Consider the following 24,456-nt stretch of genomic DNA (forward strand, 5'->3'; position numbering starts at 1 on the left):
TAACTTCAGGTGTCACTTACACTTGGTTTGAATGACGCCATCAAGAAATTTATACAGGTAGACATTATGAAAATTGACAAGATTCCTGACTATATTGATCCTAGCCTAAATCTGGAACAAATTCGCGATGAGTGCCATGATCTCATCAAAAAAAGAGCTTACGTCTCAGCAGGCGCGGCAATTGTACCGATTCCTTTTTTTGACGTAGTGATAGATTTAGGAATTTTGTCGTACCTGATTCCAGATATCAATTCCCGTTTCGGTTTAGCCCCTGAACACGTAAGTGTCTATGACCCAAAAACTAAAACAATTCACTGGGATGAACTACGTAAACGTGGTTTTGAATTTTCAGGCTTTGTAGTGGCACGCACGACTGTTAAAAAAACATTTAACGGCTTTTTTGGCAAAATCGTAACGAAACAGGTGACTAAATTTATACCGCTAGGCGGACAAATTGTAGCAGCTAGTTTAGGCTATTTCATGATGAAAAAAATAGCAGAAACGCATCTTACTGACAGTTACAATCTTGCAAAGCGTATTCAGCAAAAAAGCCGCACCACCATTGTAAATTAATCTATGCCTTATGGCTGAGAGCTTAATCTGCTCTCAGCTGTTTTAAAACCGCCCTTAATACTTCTAGACGTGCCGTATATTTATCATCAGTTGCAACAATATACCAAGGTGCGTAGTCAGTACTGGTTCGCTCAAACATATCTGCCGCCGCTTTTAAATAATCATCCCACTTATCACGATTACGCCAATCTTCTGCGGTAATTTTAAAACGTTTATGCGGTGTCTCTTCTCTAGCCTTAAAGCGCTGCTCTTGCTCATCTTTGCTAATCGCAAGCCAAATTTTTACCACAATCGTTTGGCTATCAAATAAATCTCTTTCAAAACGATTAATTTCGTCATAGGCACGCTGCCACTCTAAAGGTGAAGCAAAACCTTCAACACGTTCAACAAGTACACGCCCATACCATGTCCGATCAAAGATTGTGATTTTCTCGGCTTCATTAATGCGGTTCCAAAAGCGCCATAAGTAAGGATGTCGTGCTTCAAAGCGTTCAGGTGCTCCAATACAGTGAATATCATATTCACGCGGGTCTAGGTTTTTAACAATTCGCTTAATTGCCCCTCCTTTACCAGCAGCATCCATTCCCTCAAAAGCAATGACGACATTGCGTTTATCGAAACGCATTGCATCAGCAATTTTTTTGCTTAGTTTATCGAGCTCTTTTTTGTATTCGGCTTTTTCAAGTGGTTCATTAGAAGGCTTTAATAAACTCTCTGGAATTTTTGCCTGCTGCCATTTTCCTTTAACTTCAGTTTCATGGTCTGGAAGTTGGCGCATGTGTTGTAAAAGGTACTGAGCAAAAAACTGATCACGTTGCTTTTCATCTTCGCCATCAATAATGTACCAATCGTCGGTAAAGCGACGGCGTAACTTTTGCAAAGTGTCATATTGTTTTTTATTACGCCAATCTAGACCGTGAAGCTTATGCCAGTGTTGCTCAGACGGGTCAATTTTGTCTAAACGTTTTTGTAGTGATTTCCATGAAAGATCGAACCAGACTTTAACCACATCGACATAGTTATTTTTCAAATCCTGTTCAAATGCCCGCATATTTTCAACATAAGCATCAAAGCGTGCTTCATCTAAAGGCTCAGACACATGCGTCGCTGTTACGAGCAAATCGCTATACCAATTACCAAACATCACCACGATTTGACCTTCGGTAGGAATAAACTCCGAATAAGATTGCCAAAATGCTTCTGTATCTGTCAGCACACGTGGCGCATCTGCTTTGACTCGCAAATATCTAGGGTCTAACCACTCACGAAGCTGCTTAACCGCTTCCCCTTTACCTGCCAGCTCAATACCACTCATTAAAATGAGTGTGCTTTTAGCGTTGGGTTTTCCCCGACTTTCTTTTAACGCATATTGTGCTTCAATCAAGTCAACTGAAAGCTGTTCTTCATCTCGAATTTCAAATTTTGGTTGTTGTTCACTCATAGTCCACGGCTCTAATATTTTATTGTTTAATTTCGATGATCTTTAACTTATGCGGTTAAATGATGAATTGCTATACAAATTATGTCATTGCGACAAAAATCTGTCTAAGAATTGACGCATGAATCATTTTTTTTACATCTACTCGCCATAGTACAAGGTTACAATGCCTCTTATGATTTTTTGCAAATAGCCCAATTAGAGCCTTAAATGTCTAAACTCGCTGCTTTTGATGATCTTTTACAACAATATAAAACATTTAATTATCACGATAATCCAGTGCTTGCCCAGCGTTTGCAAGATGTACAAACATGGCTAAAAGAGCGGATGAAAGATACACATCACGACTTTTTTAACTTGCCTGAACATAAACTCATGTCAGAGTATTTTTTAAATCGTTTATATGGTGGTCCAGAGTTTGATGCTCTGGCGGCTCAAATTGAACGCTTATTAAAATATGCCCATAAAGCCGAAAAAGTATTGCCTGAAAATGCAATTAAAACTGGCACTAAATCGGTAAGTTTAGCTGTACTTGCAACTCAACTTGATGAGCAAGTAGCTATGCAGCTTCTTGAGGACTATCCAGCAGATACAGTACTCACTGATGAGATTATGCGTTTAACCTTAATCAAGCTTGATCAGGCAGAAGCTCGTTATCAACAGCTTGCTCTTCTTGATGATTTAGGCGCAGCACTCGATAAATACATGCGCTCATTTATGATGTTTACGGCTTTTAAAATGTGTAAAGGCATTGCCCAAAAATATCACTTCGAATTGATGTATGATTTTATCCAAGATGGTTTTAGTGCGATGAAACCGTTAAAATCAGCCGAGAACTTTATCAGGACTTTTACTGAAAAAGAACGCCAAATTATTGAAAATGTACATTCAGGGCATCCGAATCCGTTTAGAGTGTGATAAGGTCGGCACAGAGAAAAAATCAACCTTACGAAGTTGAGATTTTATTCATTATATTTGCATGATGATGCCTGTAAAAATAGACAAAATCTGTCATCATGCAGAACTTATTCCGTTTCACTTGAGTTTGAGTCTAGGAGAGACAATATGTCTAACGAAAACCAAAAGCCAACATCTCCAACTGAGCAGGCACAAAGTTCAGACAAAGTTAGCCCATTCCTAAGCTCACCTTTACCGTCAGGTACCCCTCAAGGGCAACAACAATCTTTACAACAAACCTTAACCGACACACCGGTTAATGGTTCTGTACCGAAATATAATTTACCTCGTGGTGCTGGCAATACTGGCAACGTTGGTGAAACCACCCACTTCGGTTATTCAACAGTTAGAACTGAAGATAAAGCTCAAAAAGTTGCAGAAGTATTCCACTCGGTGGCAAGCAAATATGACTTGATGAATGACTTAATGTCATTTGGTATTCACCGCCTATGGAAACGCTTCGCAATTAACATGTCTGGCGTACGCCGTGGTCAACACGTGTTAGATATTGCTGGTGGTACAGGCGACTTAGCAAAAGTATTTAGCCGTGAAGTTGGTCCTCAAGGCCATGTCGTTCTTTCAGACATTAACGAATCTATGCTTAATGTTGGTCGCGACCGCCTAATTGATGCAGGCTGTACCAACGTTGACTTCGTACTTGCCAATGCAGAAACTTTAGAGCCTTTTGCAGATAACAGCTTTGACTTACTCACCATTAGCTTTGGTTTACGTAACGTGACAGATAAAGATGCAGCGCTTGCTTCTATGTTCCGTGTGTTGAAGCCAGGTGGTCGTTTACTTATTCTTGAATTTTCTAAACCTGTATTTGAGCCATTCTCAAAACTTTATGACCTCTATTCATTCACTGCTTTACCGATTATGGGTAAATTGGTTGCGAATGACTCAGAAAGTTATAAATATTTGGCTGAATCAATTCGTATGCATCCAGACCAACGCACCTTAAAAGGTATGATGGAAAATGCTGGCTTCCAGAACTGTGACTATCACAACCTTACTGCTGGTATCGTTGCCGTTCACCGTGGCTTCAAACTGTAAGGGATAACGATATGTGGTCGATTCTGGCACTCGGTGCAGTCGAACGTATCATTCATCATCTGATCGATCTGGATGCGGTTACACGCATTCAGCTTAATCAGTTACAGGACAAAATGCTGCGTGTTGTGCTTGATAGTCCGCAGCTTTCTGTCGATGTATTCTTTGACCAAGAAAAAGTACGACTTGAACCTACTGCAACAGGGCACAGTGAAAAGCCTTCTATTTTTGAACAACGCCCTTTTGATGCGCAATTCAAAATTTCTGAAGCAACAGCAACTTTGCATGTTAAAGATGTCGTCGAACTGATTAAATTGTTGGTCAGCGATCCAGATCAGATTGGCAATATCCCATTGCAAGGTGATTACCACCTGCTACAGGATATTCAAAAGATTATGCAGCAAGCTGAACCAGATTTAGCTTCGCACTTATCCAGATGGGTCGGTCCTCAACTCGCCCACGAAATTGGCAAGATTCAACTTGCACCAAAACATTTAAAACGCTCTCTTCAAAGTCATCTATTTTTTGCAGAAGACGCATTAAAAGAAGATAGCGGTCTATTTGCCCCTCGTTGGGAAATGGACGATTTAACTCAAGCAACTCGCAAGCTTAATCAAGACATTGACCGTCTAGAAGCAAGATTGCAGCAACTCAACACACAACTACAACCCTCTCAAGACTAGGTAAGACTGTATATGATTCCGCACGTTTCACGTTTACTCGAACTTTGGCGTATTGCAGCGCACTATAGACTCGATACGTTGTTCCCTGCGGATGAATTACCAGTTAAAGCTCAACGTGCATTAAGTGTTATTAAAATGCACCCAGCTGCATGGTCTAGTCGCGAACGTAAAAATCCTTTAAAGCTCAAAGAAGCTTTGGAAGAGATGGGGCCGCTTGCAATTAAGCTTGGACAATTACTGTCAACTCGACGTGATTTAATTCCACCTGAAATACTCGCTCAATTGGTCTTACTTCAAGATCAGGTAAAACCTTTTGATAGCAATGTTGCCAAACAACGTATTCAAGAATCATTAAAAGCTGACGTAAATACCTTGTTTGCACGATTTGATGACCAGCCATTAGCTGCTGCTTCAATTGCACAAGTTCATACTGCTGCTTTGCACGATGGTCGTGAAGTCGTTATTAAGGTGACTCGCCCCGACATTCGCAACCAAATTTTGCAAGACTTTGAAATTTTGGCATGGTTAGGCAACACACTAGAAAGCCGCCTTGAAGCTGCTCGTGCCTTGCATCTCTCTGAAATTATTCAAGATTACCGCCAGATTATTTTAAATGAGCTGGACTTGAGTATCGAAGCAGATAACACTCGTCGTATGCGCCATTATTTTACTGGCTCAACCATGATGTATGTGCCTGAAGTCTACATGGACACCAAAGATGTCATGGTGGCAGAGCGCATTACAGGTGTTCCTATTTCAGATACGGCAACCTTTGACCGTCTAGGCATGGACCGCGCACAACTTGCAGAAAAAGGATTAACCATTTTCTTTACGCAAGTATTCCGCGATAACTTTTTCCATGCCGACATGCATCCCGGCAATGTCTTTGTAGAAACAATTAATCCAAGCAATCCACGCTTTATTGCACTCGACTGTGCAATTATGGGCGAGTTGTCTAAGCATGACCAGATGACCATTGCCCGCATGTTGCTTGCTGTAATGAACAGCAACTTTATGCAGCTCATTCAAATTGTGCATCAAGCGGGCTGGATTCCACCGGGTACAGACCAAGATGCGCTATCGCGTGAAATGCGTCGCACGGTTGGGCCAATGGTGTCTAAGCCAATGGATCAACTTGATTTTGCTGGCATCTTGATTCAAGTGATGGATATTGCCCGTCGCTTCCATTTAGAGATTCCACCACAACTTATGTTGTTGCTAAAAACTTTAGTGCATGTCGAAGGCCTAGGGACCGATCTTTACCCGCAGCTCGACATCTGGAAATTGGCAAAACCAATTTTGACTGAATGGGTCAAGGCCAACATGAACCCAGTCAAAAATATAAAAGAGTTAGGACAGCAATTACCTGACCTGCTTTTAGGTGCTCAAGATTTCCCAAGCTTAATTGTTGACAGTTTAAATGGTTTAAAAAATCAGTCTGCTTGGCAAGACCGTCAGTTACGCGAAATGCAGCAACTTCGTTTGCAAATGGAACATCAACAACGCCGCAGTTGGATGTTCGGTAGTAGCATGCTGATTTTACTCACCATCGCGATTATTAGTCCTTGGTTTGTTTCTATTATTTTAATTGTGCTAAGCAGTTTATTAGCGCTTTGGCGTATATTGAAATAAGTTTAAAATCCCTTGCCCGCACAAGGGATTTTTTTATGTAAAAACTTTAATTTTCAAAAAAAATTATAGATCAGCTATTCGTTGATTGCTAAATTGAATCTATAAATGCATCAAAAGAACAAACAATGAAAACACCTCATTTTGCGATTATCGGTGCCGGTACCGCAGGTTTAGCCAGTGCAATTTTGCTCGCCCGTGAAGGTAATGACGTTACTATTTTTGAACAAGTTGATGAGTTATCTCCAGTAGGTGCAGGCTTATTACTACAACCTGCGGGCTTAGCAGTTTTTGAACATTTAGGTGTGCTCGATAAGGCTCTAACATTAGGAGCAAAAGTAACAGGTTTAGAGGGGCAACTTCCCAACAAGCGTCTTTTAGTCAACAGCCACTATCACGAAGCATCTACAACCCTCTATGGTTTAGGTATACACCGAGCTACTTTATGTCATGCGCTCACCCAAAAGCTTAGTGAGTATTCGAGCCAAATTACTTGGCGTATGAACCATTCTGTTGAGAGTTTTGAAGAACATAACAATGAAGTTCAGCTATTCGGAAATCATCAAAATCAAAAGTTTGATGCTCGCTTTGATGCTGTACTTATTGCCAATGGTGCTCGCAGCCAATTACGCCCCAAAGCATGGGTTAAGGTTGACCAAGCCTATCCTTGGGGCGCTGCATGGAGTATCGTACCTGAGTGCCAAGTACTCGATTCTGAAATTTTGCATCAATTTTATGATCACTCGAAAATTATGATGGGAATTCTTCCTACAGGAGCAATTCCAACAGAACCTAAGCAGCGCCTTTCGAGTATCTTCTGGAGTTTACCTACTCCACAATTACAAAGCTTTCTGCAAGATGAGCAAGCTAAACAAATTTGGTTAAAACAAGTCTCAGAGCGCTGGCCCAAAGTTGCAGAATGGTTAAAAGAGATTTTGTATAACAGTCCAACTCAACCTAAATGGCTATCTGCAAATTACCGTGATGTCGTCATGACTCAATTTGGTCAAGGCAGAATTGGAGTGATTGGCGATGCCGCTCACGCAATGAGCCCACAGTTGGGGCAAGGCGCAAATATGGCATTATTGGATGCTTGGGCTTTTTCTCAATCATTGCAACATGCTCAAAAGAATCAAAAGATTGATTGGCCCCTACTCTGGCAGCACTACCACCAGCTTCGCCGCTCACCCACCCAGTTTTATCAATTTCTTAGTCGCTTATTAACACCACTTTATCAATCTGAACATTGGTGGGCTGGAGGCTTAAGAGATTTAGTTTTCCCTTGGATATATCAAATCCACTATTTTCGAAAAGAAATGGCAATCACAATTTCAGGTTTAAAGACTGGTCCATTTCAGCAAATTGATTATGATCGAGTGGCTCAATTACCTAAAGAAAGCCGTGCTTTCAATTTAAAAAGCGAATCTTTGTCTGACTATTAACCCAACTAAATGATAGTGAATAACACATGAAAATCAGCCATCTTGATCATCTTGTTTTAACCGTCTCAAATATTGAAACCACCTGTAATTTCTATCAAACTGTATTAGGGTTTGAGGTCATCACTTTTAAAGGTGATAGAAAGGCTCTACAGTTCGGAAATCAAAAAATAAATTTACACCAGCAAGGTAATGAGTTTGAACCTAAGGCATTACAGCCAACTCCCGGATCTGCTGACCTGTGTTTTATTTCAGAAACTCCCATTTCCGAAGTGATTGCGCACCTTAATCAATTAAATATTACAATTGAAGAAGGCCCCGTTGAACGTACGGGTGCAATGCACCCTATTCTTTCAGTTTATATTCGCGATCCAGATCAAAATTTGATTGAGATTTCAAATATCCTCACGTCTTAGCCACTTGAATAAGATACTGACTGGTAAGCGTTACAAGATGTTCGTTCCGCTGACAAAGACAAAAAGGACAAAGAATTTTTCCGCAAAGCGACGTTGATGCCGTACACTATACAAGCTATTTTTTAGCATCTGATTGAAATCAATTTATAGTTCATATTTCTTTGGTGATTCCTCATGAATAACACGCAATGGCTCGATGAAGTAAAATTTAACGAACAAGGTCTTATCCCTGCCATTGCTCAACATCATCAAACCGGACGTATTTTGATGGTGGCGTGGATGAACCGTGAAGCACTCGCGCTCACAGCAGAAAAAAATCAGGCTGTTTATTTCTCTCGCTCTCGCCAAAAACTTTGGCACAAGGGTGAAGAATCAGGCCACTTTCAAACAGTTTATGAAATTCGTCTGGACTGTGACGGCGACGTAATTATTCTACAAATTGAACAACACGGTGGTATTGCATGCCATACGGGTCGTGAGTCTTGTTTCTATCGTAAACTCACACCACAGGGTTGGGAAATTGTCGATGCACAATTAAAAGATCCTACTGCAATTTATGGTGATAAAGCTAAAACTGAAAGCCACGATCATGCTCACACCACTGAACAAGTCGATGTACTTGCTCACTTAGGGCAATTGATGCAAGAGCGCAAGCAAGCTGAAGCTGATACTTCATATGTTGCAAGCCTCTACAAAAAAGGCATCAATAAAATCTTAGAAAAAGTGGGTGAAGAAAGTGTAGAAGCAATTATTGCTGCTAAAGATTTTGCTGCACAGGATTCAGAAGCTCACTTAAACGATCTCGTTTATGAAACAGCAGATTTGTGGTTCCATACTATTGTGATGTTGGGTTATTTCGATCTTAATCCACAACTTATTATTGACGAATTAGCTCGTCGTCAGGGTTTATCTGGTTTAGTTGAAAAAGCTAACCGCAACAAGGTTTAAAATCACTCAGTGTCGAATATTGAAAAACCTAAAGCAACCTATGAGCAAGCAATTGCCATAGATAACGCACGTCTTGGGCAATCATTTAAAGTGATTGCCTATGCGGGCACAGGTAAAACCACCACTTTACAAATGATTAGCGATGCCATGCCTGAACGGCGTGGTATGTATCTAGCATTTAACAAAGCTATTGCTGGTGAAGCACAAAATAAATTTCATCGTAATGTAGACTGCCGTACTTTTCACTCGCTTGCTTTTCGTAGTGTACCGCGCGGTGTGACTGATAAATTACGTCTACCACGACTAAGTCCAAGCTTTATTGCTAAAGAATATCGACTAGAACCCATTACGCTGCGACGCATGATGGGCGGGCGTTACGAAAAATATGTCTTAATGCCAAGCCGTCTAGCGAGTCTTGTCGCAAATGCAGTGAGCTATTTCTGTTCAACAAGCTCTCAATATCCGGCACCTCGACATATTCAGGCGCCCAACTGGTTGCATCCAGACGATATTATCGAATTACAAAATCACCTTTACCCTGCTGTGGAACGACGTTGGTTAGAATCGATTGACCAAAACCATCAAGCTGGTATTGGGCATGACATTTATCTCAAACTTTGGGCATTGTCTGAGCCAAACATTCCTACTGACTACGTCTTGTTTGATGAAGCACAAGATGCTGACCCTCTAATGCTAGGCATTTTGCTTCGCCAAAAAAATACTCAAGTTATTTATGTCGGTGATGCGCATCAACAAATCTACGCTTGGCGTGGTGCAATTAATGCCATGCAACAATTGCCCTTGCCGGAATCTCGGTTAACCACTTCTTTTCGTTTTGGCGAAACGATTGCCGATGTGGCCAATGCACTGCTGGGCGGTTTAAATGAAACTGTTCCCTTACTTGGTAATCCAAACCAGAAATCAAGTGTAGTGAATAAACCGCATACCAAAATGCGTGATGCGATTTTATGCCGCACCAATGCTCGTGCAATGGAACTTTTATTAGCAGGCTTAGTTCACGGCGACAAAGTGAGTTTGCAGGCGGATCATCAAAAACTAAACCGTTTTGTAGACGCTGCCAGCCTCTTAAAGCAAGGAAAACGAGTTACTGACGTTCCTGAATTGGCATGGTTTAACTCATGGCACGATGTACATGAGTACTGTGAAACCAATGAAGGTAGTGACATTAAGCCATTGGTTAAACTGGTTGATGATCACGGCACTGACCCGCTAAAAAAAGCACTTGCAAAGATTACTCCACTTGAGCAGGCTGACTATGTCATCTCTACAGCTCATAAAGCGAAAGGGCTAGAATGGAATCGCGTTCATATTGAAGATGACTATCAATTTAAAATTAATGGCTTAGAACACAAAATTAGTGATGAAGAGTTAAGATTACTTTACGTTGCCTGTACTCGTGCTAAAGTAAGTCTAAATATCCATCATCTTTATGATCTGATACAACAATTAAAACTAAGGGCGCCTTTAAGTCTTCGTCAATCGGTTGGTTGAAGCGCTCATAATTAGGTGAGCCTATGCAACTTGAATCTATCCAATTTAAACATATTGCTCTGTTTCACGATCTTAAAATACAGTTTCAATATGAAAAACAGCCGATTACCTTAATTTTAGGTGAACAAGCAACGGGTAAAAGTATGTTGCTCAAACATACTTACCATGCTCTAACTTGGTTCCCTGCCCGTTTTAAAGATTTACGTAGTCCCGGTATTGTTATGCCTGACCAAGACATTACTCAATCGCGTCTACAGTCAAAAATCGAAGTGACCCTTCAAGTTCCACCAGAAATTGGCTCTTTACCAGAAAGTACTTCTGCACAAGAGGTAGATTCTTCGCTGTGTAGCTGGAAGCTTTTTAAAACCCTAAATTCAAATGGCATTGGAATCAGCCAAGTTGAAACTCAACAACTTGACCAAACTATGGCCCTTTATCAACAAGTCATCAAAAAAGATCCATTACAAGGGTTACCCTTAATCGCTTACTACCCAGCCGAGCGATTTGTAAATGATATTAATCTGCTCAATAAAAATTTACCCGGCATAACTCAAGCCATTTCAGCCTATGATATTAGTCCAGTTCCGTTCACAACCTTCACTCGTTTTTTTGAATGGCTACGCGAAATTAGCGATATCGAAAATGCTCAAGCTGCACATCTCGTACAACGCATTAAATCTAAGCAATCAGATCCACAAGATCAGACAGAACTATTAAATGAGCTTCAAAAAGAGTTATCTGAGCACCCTAAACAGCTCACCACACCTAACCTCTACGCTCTTAAAAATGCATTAAATATTGTTTTGCCTGAGCTCAAAGACTTATATTTGCAATATCAGCCTAGGCTTCAACTTATGGCTGACTATGATGGCCAAATCCTACCTTTTCAGCAACTTTCCAACACCACAAAAACATGGATTGCTTTAGTAGGCGATATTGCCCGCAGGCTCTGTTTACTCAATCCGTTAAGCCTAAATCCTTGCCTTGAAGGGGAAGGAATTTTATTGATCGATCAAATTGACGCACAACTCGATGCACAGCATTGTTCAGAAATTTTAAACAAACTACATCAAGCATTTCCACGCTTACAAATTATTGCAACTGGAAGTCGTGAAGAGTTACTAGAACATGCCTCGGCCTATCAATGTTTAAAATTAGAGCATGGTAAAATTAGTCATCTTGATTTAAATACCACCAAACACCAGCTTGAACACATCTATACATTACTCCAAAGAAGCGAGTCATTAGTTCCACATATTGAAACGCAGCTTCCAAGCTTAATAGACCCTACTCCCTCTCCAGCACAGGTTGATGTTTTATTTCAGCAAATTCAGGGTTTAAATGAACAACAAAAAAACGAATTGCTACGCATGATTCATGCAGGAGACACACCAGAAGAAAGCCCTTCTGTTTAAATTTTATAATCAATCGGCTCTCTTTTTATAATTAAAAAGCAGAGTCACAAAATATATGGTTAAGTCAGGTTTTTTAGCTTTAAAAATAACTAGATGTTGTTACTACATGTAATAACATCAGATTTTTACTGCTTTTTTAGTGTACAATAAATTTCATTTTGCGTTTTTATTCTTCAAGTTGCGCAATACAACTTGTTTCTCGCTTTATTTTCTAATTTGGTTGGGTTTTCAGAATAACAAAGTCTTGGAACTCTCTTTGAATTCCTATCTATTCTGAAATTAAAAATTCACCTTTAGGTTTCGGCCTAAATCACATATGGATACGAGTGTGCTACCGATAATTATCTTATTACCGTTAATATTAGGCACCACCCTTGTTTCATTGCTTCAACGGTTCTCGCGTGGAGTAACGGCTTTAGGGGCAATTGGAGTCAGTTTAACCAGTTTTGGTTTATTACTGACTCAAGCTAAAACTGTGCTTGGTGGTGCAAGCATTCAACAAAGCTGGGATTGGTTACCTCAATTAGGAATTAATCTAAGCTTCAGACTCGATGCTCTTGGTTTACTATTCTCTTTACTTATTACCGGTATCGGTACCCTCATTTACATATACGCCTATTACTATCTTGGCCCTAAAAATTCTTTAAGCAAACTCTATGCTTTACTCATGCTGTTTATGGCAGCAATGCTGGGTATTTCGCTCTCTAATAATCTTATTATTTTATTAGTCTTTTGGGAGCTCACCAGTATTTCATCTTTTTTGTTAGTAGGTTACTGGAGTCATTATGAAGCTGCGCAACGCGGCTCTCGAATGGCGCTCACTATTACAGGAATGGGTGGTTTGGCGTTATTGGGTGGATTTGTTCTATTAGGACAAATCACTGGAACCTATGAAATTAGTGACATCATGGGCATGAAAGACGCCATTCAAGCTCATACTCTATTTGTTCCAATGCTATTACTTATTTTGCTTGGTGCATTTACAAAGAGTGCACAGTTCCCATTCCATTTTTGGTTACCAAATGCAATGGCAGCACCAACTCCGGTGTCTGCTTACCTACACTCTGCGACCATGGTAAAAGCCGGGATTTTTCTACTTGCCCGCTTACTGCCAATTTTTGTCGGCGCTGCGATCTATCACAATATCGTGACATTTATCGGCCTGTTTACACTTTGTATGGCAGCATGTTTTGCCATTTTTAAAGAAGATTTAAAAGGGCTGTTAGCCTATTCAACGATTAGCCATTTAGGGCTCATTGTTTGTTTACTTGGTATCGGTTCGCCTTTAGCAGTTGCTGCTGCTATTTTTCATATTATTAACCATGCAACATTTAAAGCTGCACTCTTTATGATTGCAGGGATCATTGACCATGAAACAGGTACACGTGATCTTCGAAAACTCAGTGGTATTTGGCAATTACTCCCTTTCACTGCCACATTAACCATGATCACCGCTGCCTCTATGGCAGGTGTACCACTGACCAATGGCTTTATTTCTAAAGAGATGTTCTTTACCGAGCTATTGGCGAATCTTTCCGGTTCAGCAGTTATCTTTGCCAGCATCATTGCAACGCTTGCTGGTATTTTTGCAGTGAGTTATTCAATTCGCTTAGTGCACGGCGTGTTTTTTGACGGTCCGATTGGTAAGCAAGTGCCAAATAAAGATGCACATGAACCGCCAATGGGCATGCGCGCACCAGCCCTTCTTCTTGCTGTGCTATGTATCTTGGTTGGTGTTTTACCTTCTTTGTTGGTAGAACCACTGGTAAATAGCGTAACCAGAGCAAGCTTGATGCAACCAGAATTTGCAGGAACTCATCTTGCGATTTGGCACGGATTCAATGCTCCTCTTGTGATGAGTATTATTGCTTTAGTCGGCGGCTCACTGTTCTATTTTGCTTTGGCAAAAGATGGCATGATTCGTAAAATTGACCTTGACCCACGTCTTGGTAGATTGCAAGGCCGCATTTTATTTGATTTATTTTTAAAACATCTATTGCTTACTAGCCGAAAAATTAAACAAAAAACTGAAAATGGTTCATTGCAAAGTTACTTGTTCTTGATCATTGCTTTTAGCGTCATCATGGTCACTATGCCGCTCCTTAATCAAGGGCTCACTACAGGCACACGTGAACTTACTCATGCCCCATGGATTGCCATCGTTCTATGGCTAACCCTGTTCTCAGGTTGCTGGATGATGCTGTGGTTCCATCATGAGCGTATTAAAGCAGTCCTTATTAGTGGTGCAATTGGTCTAGTGGTAACGATGGTGTTTGTCACCATGTCAGCGCCAGATTTGGCACTGACTCAAATTACCGTGGATGTTGTAACCACCGTTCTGTTACTAATGAGTTTATCTTTACTTCCACAGTTAACACCGTATGAATCTCTTCGCTCTAGACGCTTAAGAGATGCTGCTTTAGCGATTGTTGGAGGCTTAGGAATAGGCTGGATTGCGTGGCTGATTTTAACCCGTGATCATAATTCGATTTCATGGTTCTTTGCGCAGCAGTCTTTACCACTTGGTGGTGGCTCAAATATTGTAAATGTCATTTTAGTTGACTTCCGTGGTTTCGATACCTTTGGTGAAATTACAGTACTAGGCATTGCTGCTATTGGTTCACTTTGCCTCATGGATGGTATGCGTGTACATGGTACAACCATAACTCAAGGTCTCACCTACCGTTTTAATCCATCTCCGCTCATGTTCCGTATTACAGCCTCTTGGGTATTGCCATTGGCGCTTGTCGTAAGTGTTTATATCTTTATGCGAGGCCATAACTATCCAGGTGGTGGCTTTATTGCAGGTCTAATCACCTCAATGGCGTTAATCATTCAATATATTGCGCTAGGTCAAGACCAGACAGAACAATTACTTAAAGCAAAATCAGGTCGTCTTTATGAAGTGTGGATTGGTTCAGGGTTAACCATTGCTGGGCTTACTGGTGTAGCTGCATGGTTCTGGTTACGCCCATTCCTGACTAGCGCGCACGTGTATGTTGAATTACCAATTTTAGGAAAACTACATTTGGCTTCGGCTGCGAGTTTTGACTTAGGGGTTTATATCACCGTGGTTGGTGCAACGATGTTGCTCATCTCGGTATTGGGAGACTCTCGCCACTCAAGTATGTCTGGTCCTGTAGTACCACATCGGGAGGAATCATCATGATCAGTTTAGAATTCTTATTGGCTTCTGCGATTGGTTTACTTGTTGCCACAGGTATTTATCTGATTTTACGTGCTCGTACTTTCCCTGTCGTGCTTGGATTAGCGGTAATTGGCTATGCTGTAAACCTATTTTTATTTGCGATGGGCCGATTACAAATTAGCTCACCCGCAATTTTAACTGAAACAACAAAAATAACCGATCCACTTCCTCAAGCGCTGGTGTTAACAGCCATTGTGATCGGTTTTGCAACCACCGCTTTTATTGTACAACTGGCACTGCGTAGCCGTTATGAATCAGGTAGTGATCATGTTGATGCTAAAGAAGACATCTCTCCAACATACGACCCACGTGAGGATGAGCCGTAATGTTTGATTTTTTATCTTTCTGGCAAGAACATGCGCCGATTTTTAGCATTCTCATTCCGGCATTTACTGCTTTTATCTTATTACTGCTAGGCAACCCAGGTGCAGGGGCTTTAAAAGAGGACTGGCGACAACCTTGGCGCCGTGGCATTAGTCTTGTTTCTGCAATTGCTGGATTAGTTACCGCAATTGTATATTTAAGCTTTGCAAGTACAGGCCAAATTACCATTTACCAGCTGAGTGAATGGTCAGCACCGTTTGGTATTGTGCTCGTATTAGATCGTCTTTCTGCATTTATGCTGGTACTGACCTACGCGTTAGTCGTTCCAGTTCTATGGTATGCAAGCGACAATTGGGATACCCGTGGTCGCTATTTCCATGCCATGGTGCATTTCTTATTAATGGGTATCTGCGGAGCATTTTTAACAGGCGATTTATTTAACCTTTTCGTCTTTTTTGAAATCTTGTTGATGGCTTCGTATGTTTTGCTTTTACATGGGCAAGGCAAACCACGTTTTCAGCTTGGCGTTCACTATGTCATTATCAATCTTCTAGCCTCTGCCCTATTCTTAATCGGCCTTGGTATGATTTATGGCAGTGTAGGCAGCCTCAACATGGCGGATGTTTCACGCCTTATTCCGACACTTGAAGCAGATCAACACAAATTAGCCGTAGCAGGCGCCCTGCTTTTATTTGTAGTGTTTGGCATTAAAGCAGCGATGCTTCCTGTAGGTTTTTGGCTACCAAAAACTTATGCTGTTGCAAGTACACCTGTGGCTGCAATTTTCACCATTATGACCAAGGTCGGGATCTATTCGATTTTGCGTGTAAATGGAACAGTATTTGACGATGCTCTTAGCCAAGAAATTTTAAAAAGCTGGTTACTTCCAATTGGTTTGATTACTTCACTTTACGGTGTGATTGCAGCAATTGGAGCAGATCGTTTACGTCGCTTTGTCGGTTTTATGGTACTTTCTTCAATTGGTACATTGCTCACAGCAATTGCCATGTCAAATACACAAGCATGGTCTGGTGCTTTATATTACTTAGTGCACAGTACGCTAATTGGCGCGGCCTTTTATCTATTTTGTGGATGGATAACTTCACAACGTGGCGATTTTAAAGATCATTTAAAAGTTGCCCCAAGAATCAAACAAGAAAAAGCAGCTATGGTGACTTATTTCTTGATTGCCATGATGCTCGCGGGTTTACCACCTTTTAGTGGTTTTCTTGGAAAGGTATTTATTTTACAAGCGACAGTCGAAGCCAGCTATCAAGGTTGGATCATTGGGGTTGTGCTTGTTGTGAGCCTATTAAGTATTATTGCTCTAACGCGAGTTGGTTTTATCTTGTTCTGGCGAGCAACACCACCAGAGGAAGATCCAATCCATCCGGCTTATATTCTTTATCGAGCATTACCAGAACGAGCACCACCACGTAATGATCAAGTAATTTATGTGTTACTTGCCAGCTTAATCGCTTATGTCGTCTTTGCTGCACCAATTCAGCATTACACATTAAGTACCGCTCAGCAGATTCAAGACCACGCACTTTACCAACGCACTATTCTTAAAGTAGATAAAAATGGTGAAGCTATCAGCGTACAACCATTTGACCCTGCTTACCTGCCAGAAACTAAATATGGTGGTGAGGTTGAAGATCATAATGCTTACCTCGTTCCAGATATTATTTCGAAAGATACCTTCAATGGTGAACATATTTCGGAATATAAACTTCGACAAATTCAGCAACAGGACAAACTACAAACGCCTACCATTGTTGATGAAAGTCAATTGAAACCTATGGAGCCATAAAAATGCAGTTATCTCATTTGCTTGAACGCTGGTTTCCACATCCATTTGTTTCCGTTCTTATCATTTTATTTTGGCTGATGCTTTCACATAGTCTTGATGCTAGTGACATTCTGACGGCAGTACTGCTGGGTTTAATTATTCCTCGTTTAGTTAAACCGTTTATCACCCGTACACCGCATATTCACTGGCAACCAGCTATTAAATTATGCTTTGTGGTTCTTTGGGATATTGTCATTTCTAACTTTCGAGTGGCAAAGCTCGTTTTGGGACCTACCAAAAATTTACATCCAAAATGGTATCGTGTGCCATTAGAAACGGAACATGAGCAGGTTAATACTTTACTGGCAATGATCATCACAACAACGCCGGGTACGGTTTCTGCGGGTATTGATCAGGAACGTGGAGATATTCTGGTTCATGCTTTGAGCACAGATAATACCGAATCTGATATTGAAGACATCAAACAACGTTATGAAATTCCACTTATGGAAATTTTTGATGTAAAAAGCAAAACGGAGGCAAGTGCATGACCATTCTACCCTATGCTCTAGGTATTAGCTCAATTGCCATTACCATCTCTATGCTACTTTGCCTCTTCAGATTAGTCATAGGCCCATCAATTGTAGATCGGCTTTTAGCACTTGATACTCTCTTCTTAAATGCAACTTGCCTCATTGTTGTTTTAGGCATTTATTGGATGACGACCTCTTTATTTGAAGGAGCCCTACTGGTTGCAATGCTAGGTTTCGTATCTACAGCAGCCTTAGCACGTTACTTCACAACCGGTCATGTAATCGATTAAGGAGAGATCAAAATGCAGTTCGTAATGGAAATTATTGTTTCAGTCTTTCTGGTTTTTGGTGCTTTCTTTATGTTAGTCGGCTCGATTGGCATGGTGCGCTTGCCTGACTTATTCATGCGCTTACATGCACCCACAAAATCGAGTACGTTAGGATTAGGCAGCTTTTTGATTGCATCTATGATCTTTTTTGCTTTTCAAGGCCGCTTTGGTTTTGCCGAGCTACTGATCACACTTTTAGCTTTTATCACCGCACCGGTTTCAGCAAATTTAATTGCTCAAGCTGCGCTACATTTACGTTTGCGCTCATTGAGTGGAGAAGTTCCTGAGTCAATTGAACGCCCCTTGCCTTGGGACCGTTATAAAATTGGCCAGCGTTTCTCGCAAAATAAACCGCCTATGGACCCTCCTAAAGACTAGGAAAAAGTCCATCAATAAAAAAGCCACCCGAAGGTGGCTTTTTTATTTTTTATATTACTGTTCTTCGTCTGAATCGCGTTTCGGTAAATCATTTACCGCTTTTTCGATCAAACCAAACATATAGTTACCATAAGCATTCGTCTTGTCATAATGGAAACGCAATCTTGGCGTAATACGTGTCTTGATACGACGGCTCAATTCATGACGCAAGAAACCAGAAGCTTTATTTAATACATCTAAAGTTTCTTTATTTGCTGCTTCACTTTGCTCATCGCCAAGCTCACGTCCCATTACGGTGACATAAACTTCAGCATAACCCATGTCTGCACTGACTTTCACCGCAGAGATGGTCACTAGACCACCTAAGCGAGGATCTTTAAGCTCTTGACGAATCAGCTCAGACAACTCGCGTTGAACTGAATCCGCCATGCGCTTTAAGCGTTGGCTACCCGCCATTAAAGACTCCGTTTAATCAATTGAACATCATAGACTTCAATTTTATCTTTCACTTTGATGTCTTTATAACCTTTCACCGCAAGACCACATTCCATACCGGCACGAACTTCTTCAACCACTTCTTTATAGCGACGAAGAGATTCAAGCTCACCTTGGAACACAACCACGTCATCACGTAATACGCGAATCGGTTTATTACGATGCAATACACCTTCAAGTACCATACAGCCTGCTGCTGCGCCAAACTTACTTGAGTGGAATACTTCACGTACTTCAGCAACACCCAAGATAGTTTCACGATGTTCAGGAGCAAGTTTACCGCTCATGGCATCTTTCACATCATCAATTAATTCATAGATGATGCTGTAGTAACGAATATCGATACCGTCTTGGTCACTTCTCTGACGAGCAGTTGTATCAGCACGAACGTTAAAGCCTAACAATACAGCTTCTGAAGATTCAGCAAGAATCACATCAGACTCAGTAATCGCGCCAACACCCGAACTAATTACACGAACTTTTACTTCATCAGTAGATAATTCATGTAAAGCTGCATTCAATGCTTCTAAAGTACCACGTACGTCTGTTCTTAAAACAACGTTCACTGTAGGAACATCTTTTTTGCCCATTGACGACATGATATTTTCAAGGCGCATTGCGCTTTGACGATCAATACGTTTTTGACGTTCACGGTCAGCACGAGCATCAGCAACTTCACGCGCTTTCTTCTCGTCATTTACAACAAGAACTTCATCACCTGCCATTGGAGCATCTGGAAGACCCAGAATTTCTACCGGAATAGATGGTCCTGCTGATTTAATCGGCTTACCATTTTCATCAGACATTGCACGGACACGACCATATGACGAACCTGCAAGAACGAGGTCACCAATGTTTAATGTACCGTTTTGAACAAGAATAGAAGTTACTGCACCACGGCCTTTATCAACACGCGCTTCAATAACAACACCTTGTGCAGCACCTTCAGCAGATGCTTTTAATTCCATCAATTCTGATTGAATAAGAATTAAGTCAAGGAGTTCATCAATACCTTGTCCACTGTGTGCAGAAACCTTAGCAATCGGAACATCACCACCCCATTCTTCTGGAACGATTTGTTTCGTTGTTAATTCATTTAACACACGGTCTGGATCAGCAGATTCTTTATCCATTTTGTTGATTGCAACAATAATTGGAGTTCCTGCTGCACGCGCATGGTCAATTGCTTCTGCAGTTTGTGGCATTACACCGTCATCTGCCGCAACAACTAATACCACGATATCTGTTGCTTTAGCACCACGTGCACGCATTGAAGTAAACGCAGCATGTCCCGGTGTATCAAGGAATGTAATGATTCCTTTGTCTGTTTCAACGTGATATGCACCAATATGCTGGGTAATACCACCTGCTTCACCTGCCGCCACTTTCGAACGACGGATACGGTCAAGCAATGATGTTTTACCATGGTCAACGTGACCCATAATGGTAACAACTGGCGGACGAGTTGTTTGCTCACCACGAGCTTCTTCAGCCGCTTCAAGCAAGTTATCTTCCGCTTGAGTATCAGAAACTAAAACAGGGTTATGGCCCATTTCTTCAACAACAAGTGCTGCTGTATCTTGGTCAATAGCTTGTTCCTGATTAACCAACTCACCCATTTTCATAAGTGTTTTGATAACTTCACGTACTTTAATCGCCATTTTTTGAGCAAGATCGGCAACAACAATGCTTGAACCGATTTCTACATCATAAACTTGCTTTTTAACTGGTTTTTCAAATCCGTGCTTATTAGCTTGGCTTGATTTTAAACCACGTTTGTTATGGTTAACAAAGCTTTGCTCTTCTTGACCACGACGACCACCTTTTTTACCCGCACGAGGGTTAGTGGTTGCGCCACCGCGTTTAATTTCACGGTCTTCTTGCTTGAATGAATCTTCATAAGCTTGGCCTACTAGACCTGAAGCAAGTGGAGAATCATCAATCACACGAATTGTGGTAGTAGCTTCGTCACTTGAATACTTAGACGCCATTTTGCGCATTTGCTCAAGTGTACGTTGCTGAGCTTCTTCAGCCGCTTTACGACGCGCAGCTTCTTCAGTTGCTTTCAACTGAGCTGTTTGTGCTTCACGAGCTTTCTTTTGCTCTAATGTTTCTGCTGGTTTTGGTGCAGGTTTTACTGTACCACCACCACGTTTTTTCACTACTACAGCAGCTTTAGGAGCTGTCTGAGCAGCGCTATCTTGTTGATGAGCAGCACGCATCGCATCTAAAGTTGCTTTTGCTTTTTGCTCTGTTTGAAGACGCGCGTTTTGCTGGGCAGTGTCACGCGTTTGCTGTTCTACACGTGCTTTAGCTTCAGCTTCTGCACGTGCTTTAGCTTCAGCTGCAATTTGTTCAGGGTTTGGTTTAGCAAAAACCTGTTTTTTACGTACTTCTACGTTAATTGTTTTTGCTTTACCTGAAGTACTTGCAACTTTAGCGGTACTGGTTGTTTTACGTTTCAACGCAATTTTTCCTGTGTTACCACTTTCCTGACCATGCACTTTTTTCAAATGATTGACTAAAGTATCCTGTTGTTCAGTGGTAATAATGTCGTCTGCTGTACGTTGAGGCAAACCTGCTTCACGAGCCTGTTCTAGGAGCTTCTCAACAGGACGTTCTACACTGAGAGCTAACTCTTTAATCGACTTGTCCGTCATATTTCATCTCCTAGTTAAACCATGATTCGCGAGCTTTCATGATCAATTGACCTGCTTTTTCATGATCAAGTCCTTCAATATCAGAGATATCGTCAGTAGCTTGATCTGCCAAATCATCGACAGTAATAATACCGCGAGCGGCAAGCGAGTAAGCGATCTCAGAAGTCATGCCTTCCATAGTGAGAAGGTCTGCGCTCGGTTCTTGAATATTTTCTTGCTGTTTCAAAGCATCAGTAAGTGCTGCTTCTTTTGCACGACTTTGCAATAACTCAACCAATTCAGCATCAAGCTCAATTTCGTCAAAAGTTTCAGCGGGAACATAAGCAATCTCTTCTAAAGAGGTAAAGCCCATTTCCACCAATGCCATTGCTAAATCTTCTTCAATATCGAGACGTGATACAAACATATCAAGATATTGCTGAGCTTCATTTTGCTGACGAGCACGATACTCTTCTTCAAGCATCATGTCGAGTTTGTAGCCAGTTAAATCAGAAGCCAAGCGAACATTTTGGCCTTGTGAGCCAATCGCGCGAGCCAATTGATCGCTGGTTGCAAAAATAATATCGGCACTTCTTGCATCTTCATCAAGCACGATGCCTGAAACATCAGCTGGTTCTAATGCACTTGCAATGTACTGAGCTGGATCATCAGACCAGACCACTACATCAATACGTTCACCGTTTAACTCTTGTTGTACTGCTTGAATACGCGTACCACGCATACCAATACAAGCACCTACAGGGTCAATACGATGGTCATTTGTTTTCACTGCGATTTTAGCACGAACGCCTGGTTGACGTGCCGCTGCTTTAATTTCAATAATTTCTTCAGAAATCTCAGGAATTTCTTTTTTCATTAAAGCAATTAACATTTCAGGCTTAGCGCGTGATAACAACAACTGAGCGCCACGACCTTCACGGTTCACATTGTATAAAATAGCGTTCATACGTTGTTTCGGGCGAAGAATTTCTTTAGGAATCATTTCTTCGCGCGCAAGATAAGCTTCAGCGTTGTCGCCTAAATCAATAATAAAGCCATCTTTGGTTTGTTTTTTCACTTCACCGTAAATTAACTCACCAACTTTAGACTCGTATGCATCAGCAACTAAAGCACGCTCAGCTTCACGAATTTTTTGTACGATAACTTGTTTTGCAATTTGTGCAGCGATACGACCAAACTCAATAGATTCTACTTCGAGTTCACGAACATCACCAATTGACCATTTAGATGGGTCAAGGTCAGAAATCGCATCTTGGCAAGCTGGCATTTCATGATCTTCATCTGCCACAACAGTCCATTGACGGAATGTGCTGTAATCACCAGTTTTACGATCAATTTCTACACGAAGCTGAGCTTCTTCAGCATGCGTACCTTCGTAAAATCTTTTCTTCGTTGCAGCAACTAGAGCTTGTTCTAAAGCCTCGAAGATCGCTTCACGACTAACACCTTTTTCATTACTAACCGTTTCAACAACGGTAAGAATTTCGCGGCCCATAAGTCACCTACCGATTTCTTATAAAATTTAATAAATTTAATCTTGATAGATCAAGTTTGCTTTATCGATATTGTTGCTGTCGATCTCAAGCACGTGCTTCCCATCAACTTCAACCTGAATTTCTTCATTTTCAAGGTCTACTGCAATAAGCTTTGCTTGAAATTTACGACGGTTTTCTACTGCTGCAATCAAACGCAAAGCAATTTGTTGTCCGATGTAGCCTTGTAACTGTTCTAGTTGAAAAAATGGACGATCCCAACCTGGTGAAGAAACTTCTAATGAATACTCACCTGAAATTGGATCATGAACATCCAGCATTGCGCCAACTTGTTGTGTTACACGCACACAATCTTGTACACCAATACCACGGCCTAGTTCTACTTCACCATCTTCATTAAGTACTGGCTCAGCATCTTCTTCACTTACCGCTTTGTCGATATAAATACGCAATAATGAACGTTTACCTTGTGGGAGAAACTCGATTCCCCAAAGGTCGACACCACATGCTTGTACTGCAGGAACAATTAAGTCATGCAATGCTTGGGATTTATTTGATAATTTCATTTACTCTCGTCATTCTCGTGCGATTCAATCGGTTGTTTTAACCGACACAGACCTACTATAGTGAAGCATGACTATTTGACCAATTGATGTCGAAACTACACGATAGCGATACGATAACCAATAAAAAAGGGCGTTAATCGCCCCTATGTAGCACAGAAAACAATAGTCCACTGTGCAAAAAGGCCCACTTGTCTGTGAGCCTCTTTTAAGAAACTTGGTAGCGGGAGCTGGATTTGAACCAACGACCTTCGGGTTATGAGCCCGACGAGCTACCAGACTGCTCCATCCCGCATCAACGTGCAAAAATTATATACAAATATCAAATAAAGTCAATGTAAACTTTCTAGATACTGTTTGATTAAGTTGCACCTTAATCAATTTGGTAGCGGGAGCTGGATTTGAACCAACGACCTTCGGGTTATGAGCCCGACGAGCTACCAGACTGCTCCATCCCGCATCAAAAAACTGCTTGCACTCAACTTTCTGGTTCAAAGTTGGTGCGGAAGGGGGGACTTGAACCCCCACGCCCGAAGGCACTACCACCTCAAGGTAGCGTGTCTACCAATTCCACCACCACCGCAGCTTGTGGGACGCATTCTAGTCCTTCCAATTATA

The 24,456-nt window shown here is 41.3% G+C and carries 21 protein-coding genes and 3 tRNA genes; 16 read left to right on the forward strand and 8 right to left on the reverse strand.

What is annotated here, in order from left to right; translation table 11 throughout:
* Positions 1–66: 66 nt before the first annotated feature.
* A complete protein-coding gene (locus MJX77_RS03555; protein WP_005301888.1) occupies positions 67–573 on the forward strand; it encodes a hypothetical protein in 507 nt (168 codons plus the stop codon).
* Positions 574–595: 22 nt separating this feature from the next.
* Here MJX77_RS03555 and pap read toward each other — a convergent pair whose 3' ends face one another.
* Positions 596–2,014, reverse strand: a complete 1,419-nt coding sequence (gene pap / locus MJX77_RS03560; RefSeq protein WP_111855618.1) for a polyphosphate:AMP phosphotransferase — start codon at positions 2,012–2,014, stop codon at positions 596–598.
* A 207-nt stretch (positions 2,015–2,221) separates the two neighbouring features.
* On the opposite strand from pap, the gene MJX77_RS03565 reads away from it, so the two are divergent.
* The 15 genes from MJX77_RS03565 (at position 2,222) to MJX77_RS03635 (ending at position 18,627) form a co-directional block, all read left to right on the forward strand.
* Positions 2,222–2,929 (forward strand): DUF8198 family protein, encoded by a 708-nt coding sequence (locus MJX77_RS03565; protein ID WP_005301881.1) that lies wholly within the window; start codon positions 2,222–2,224, stop codon positions 2,927–2,929.
* Positions 2,930–3,076: 147 nt separating this feature from the next.
* Positions 3,077–4,024 (forward strand): bifunctional demethylmenaquinone methyltransferase/2-methoxy-6-polyprenyl-1,4-benzoquinol methylase UbiE, encoded by a 948-nt coding sequence (ubiE, locus tag MJX77_RS03570; RefSeq protein ID WP_005301878.1) that lies wholly within the window; start codon positions 3,077–3,079, stop codon positions 4,022–4,024.
* An 11-nt stretch (positions 4,025–4,035) separates the two neighbouring features.
* The gene (locus MJX77_RS03575) at positions 4,036–4,704 is read left to right on the forward strand and encodes a ubiquinone biosynthesis accessory factor UbiJ (protein ID WP_252060570.1); all 669 of its coding nucleotides are present in this window, start codon (positions 4,036–4,038) and stop codon (positions 4,702–4,704) included.
* 12 nt (positions 4,705–4,716) lie between these two features.
* The gene (locus MJX77_RS03580) at positions 4,717–6,336 is read left to right on the forward strand and encodes an ABC1 kinase family protein (protein ID WP_252060571.1); all 1,620 of its coding nucleotides are present in this window, start codon (positions 4,717–4,719) and stop codon (positions 6,334–6,336) included.
* A 125-nt stretch (positions 6,337–6,461) separates the two neighbouring features.
* Complete coding sequence (locus MJX77_RS03585) at positions 6,462–7,775, forward strand: FAD-dependent oxidoreductase (protein ID WP_252060572.1); 1,314 nt, start codon at positions 6,462–6,464, stop codon at positions 7,773–7,775.
* 26 nt (positions 7,776–7,801) lie between these two features.
* Positions 7,802–8,188 (forward strand): VOC family protein, encoded by a 387-nt coding sequence (locus MJX77_RS03590; protein WP_005301864.1) that lies wholly within the window; start codon positions 7,802–7,804, stop codon positions 8,186–8,188.
* A 174-nt stretch (positions 8,189–8,362) separates the two neighbouring features.
* On the forward strand, positions 8,363–9,136 hold the full coding sequence (gene hisIE, locus MJX77_RS03595; RefSeq protein WP_005301863.1) for a bifunctional phosphoribosyl-AMP cyclohydrolase/phosphoribosyl-ATP diphosphatase HisIE: 774 nt from the start codon (positions 8,363–8,365) through the stop codon (positions 9,134–9,136).
* 9 nt (positions 9,137–9,145) lie between these two features.
* Positions 9,146–10,648, forward strand: a complete 1,503-nt coding sequence (locus MJX77_RS03600) for a UvrD-helicase domain-containing protein (protein ID WP_005301860.1) — start codon at positions 9,146–9,148, stop codon at positions 10,646–10,648.
* A 23-nt stretch (positions 10,649–10,671) separates the two neighbouring features.
* The gene (locus tag MJX77_RS03605) at positions 10,672–12,063 is read left to right on the forward strand and encodes an AAA family ATPase (protein WP_252060573.1); all 1,392 of its coding nucleotides are present in this window, start codon (positions 10,672–10,674) and stop codon (positions 12,061–12,063) included.
* Positions 12,064–12,379: 316 nt separating this feature from the next.
* Positions 12,380–15,232, forward strand: a complete 2,853-nt coding sequence (locus tag MJX77_RS03610) for a monovalent cation/H+ antiporter subunit A (protein ID WP_252060574.1) — start codon at positions 12,380–12,382, stop codon at positions 15,230–15,232.
* Positions 15,229–15,597, forward strand: a complete 369-nt coding sequence (locus MJX77_RS03615; protein WP_003654595.1) for a Na+/H+ antiporter subunit C — start codon at positions 15,229–15,231, stop codon at positions 15,595–15,597. Before MJX77_RS03610 ends, MJX77_RS03615 begins: the two co-directional genes overlap by 4 nt.
* Positions 15,597–17,408: a monovalent cation/H+ antiporter subunit D gene (locus MJX77_RS03620; RefSeq protein WP_252060575.1), complete on the forward strand. Its 1,812-nt coding sequence runs from the start codon at positions 15,597–15,599 to the stop codon at positions 17,406–17,408. The genes MJX77_RS03615 and MJX77_RS03620 overlap by 1 nt, the downstream gene beginning before the upstream one ends.
* 2 nt (positions 17,409–17,410) lie before the next feature.
* Positions 17,411–17,938 (forward strand): Na+/H+ antiporter subunit E, encoded by a 528-nt coding sequence (locus tag MJX77_RS03625; protein ID WP_252060576.1) that lies wholly within the window; start codon positions 17,411–17,413, stop codon positions 17,936–17,938.
* Positions 17,935–18,210, forward strand: coding sequence for a monovalent cation/H+ antiporter subunit F (locus MJX77_RS03630; RefSeq protein WP_004795001.1), 276 nt, complete (start codon positions 17,935–17,937; stop codon positions 18,208–18,210). Before MJX77_RS03625 ends, MJX77_RS03630 begins: the two co-directional genes overlap by 4 nt.
* A 12-nt stretch (positions 18,211–18,222) precedes the next feature.
* Positions 18,223–18,627 carry a Na+/H+ antiporter subunit G gene (locus MJX77_RS03635; RefSeq protein ID WP_005301841.1) on the forward strand — a complete coding sequence of 135 codons (405 nt, stop codon included), beginning with the start codon at positions 18,223–18,225 and terminating at the stop codon, positions 18,625–18,627.
* A gap of 54 nt (positions 18,628–18,681) precedes the next feature.
* Here the strand turns inward: MJX77_RS03635 and MJX77_RS03640 are convergent, their stop codons facing one another.
* From MJX77_RS03640 to MJX77_RS03670, 7 genes are all read right to left on the reverse strand, one after another.
* Positions 18,682–19,083 (reverse strand): ribosome-binding factor A, encoded by a 402-nt coding sequence (locus MJX77_RS03640; protein WP_005301838.1) that lies wholly within the window; start codon positions 19,081–19,083, stop codon positions 18,682–18,684.
* The gene (infB, locus tag MJX77_RS03645) at positions 19,083–21,782 is read right to left on the reverse strand and encodes a translation initiation factor IF-2 (protein ID WP_005301836.1); all 2,700 of its coding nucleotides are present in this window, start codon (positions 21,780–21,782) and stop codon (positions 19,083–19,085) included. Before infB ends, MJX77_RS03640 begins: the two co-directional genes overlap by 1 nt.
* Positions 21,783–21,792: 10 nt before the next feature.
* The gene (gene nusA / locus MJX77_RS03650) at positions 21,793–23,277 is read right to left on the reverse strand and encodes a transcription termination factor NusA (RefSeq protein WP_003654584.1); all 1,485 of its coding nucleotides are present in this window, start codon (positions 23,275–23,277) and stop codon (positions 21,793–21,795) included.
* 36 nt (positions 23,278–23,313) lie between these two features.
* Positions 23,314–23,841, reverse strand: coding sequence for a ribosome maturation factor RimP (rimP, locus tag MJX77_RS03655; RefSeq protein ID WP_004795010.1), 528 nt, complete (start codon positions 23,839–23,841; stop codon positions 23,314–23,316).
* Positions 23,842–24,056: 215 nt separating this feature from the next.
* Positions 24,057–24,133 (reverse strand) — tRNA-Met (locus MJX77_RS03660).
* 88 nt (positions 24,134–24,221) lie between these two features.
* Positions 24,222–24,298, reverse strand: a tRNA-Met gene (locus MJX77_RS03665).
* 38 nt (positions 24,299–24,336) lie between these two features.
* Positions 24,337–24,421: transfer RNA gene (locus MJX77_RS03670), tRNA-Leu, on the reverse strand.
* Positions 24,422–24,456 lie beyond the last annotated feature (35 nt).

This window comes from Acinetobacter sp. AHP123 (assembly GCF_023757925.1).
GTDB lineage: Bacteria > Pseudomonadota > Gammaproteobacteria > Pseudomonadales > Moraxellaceae > Acinetobacter > Acinetobacter oleivorans.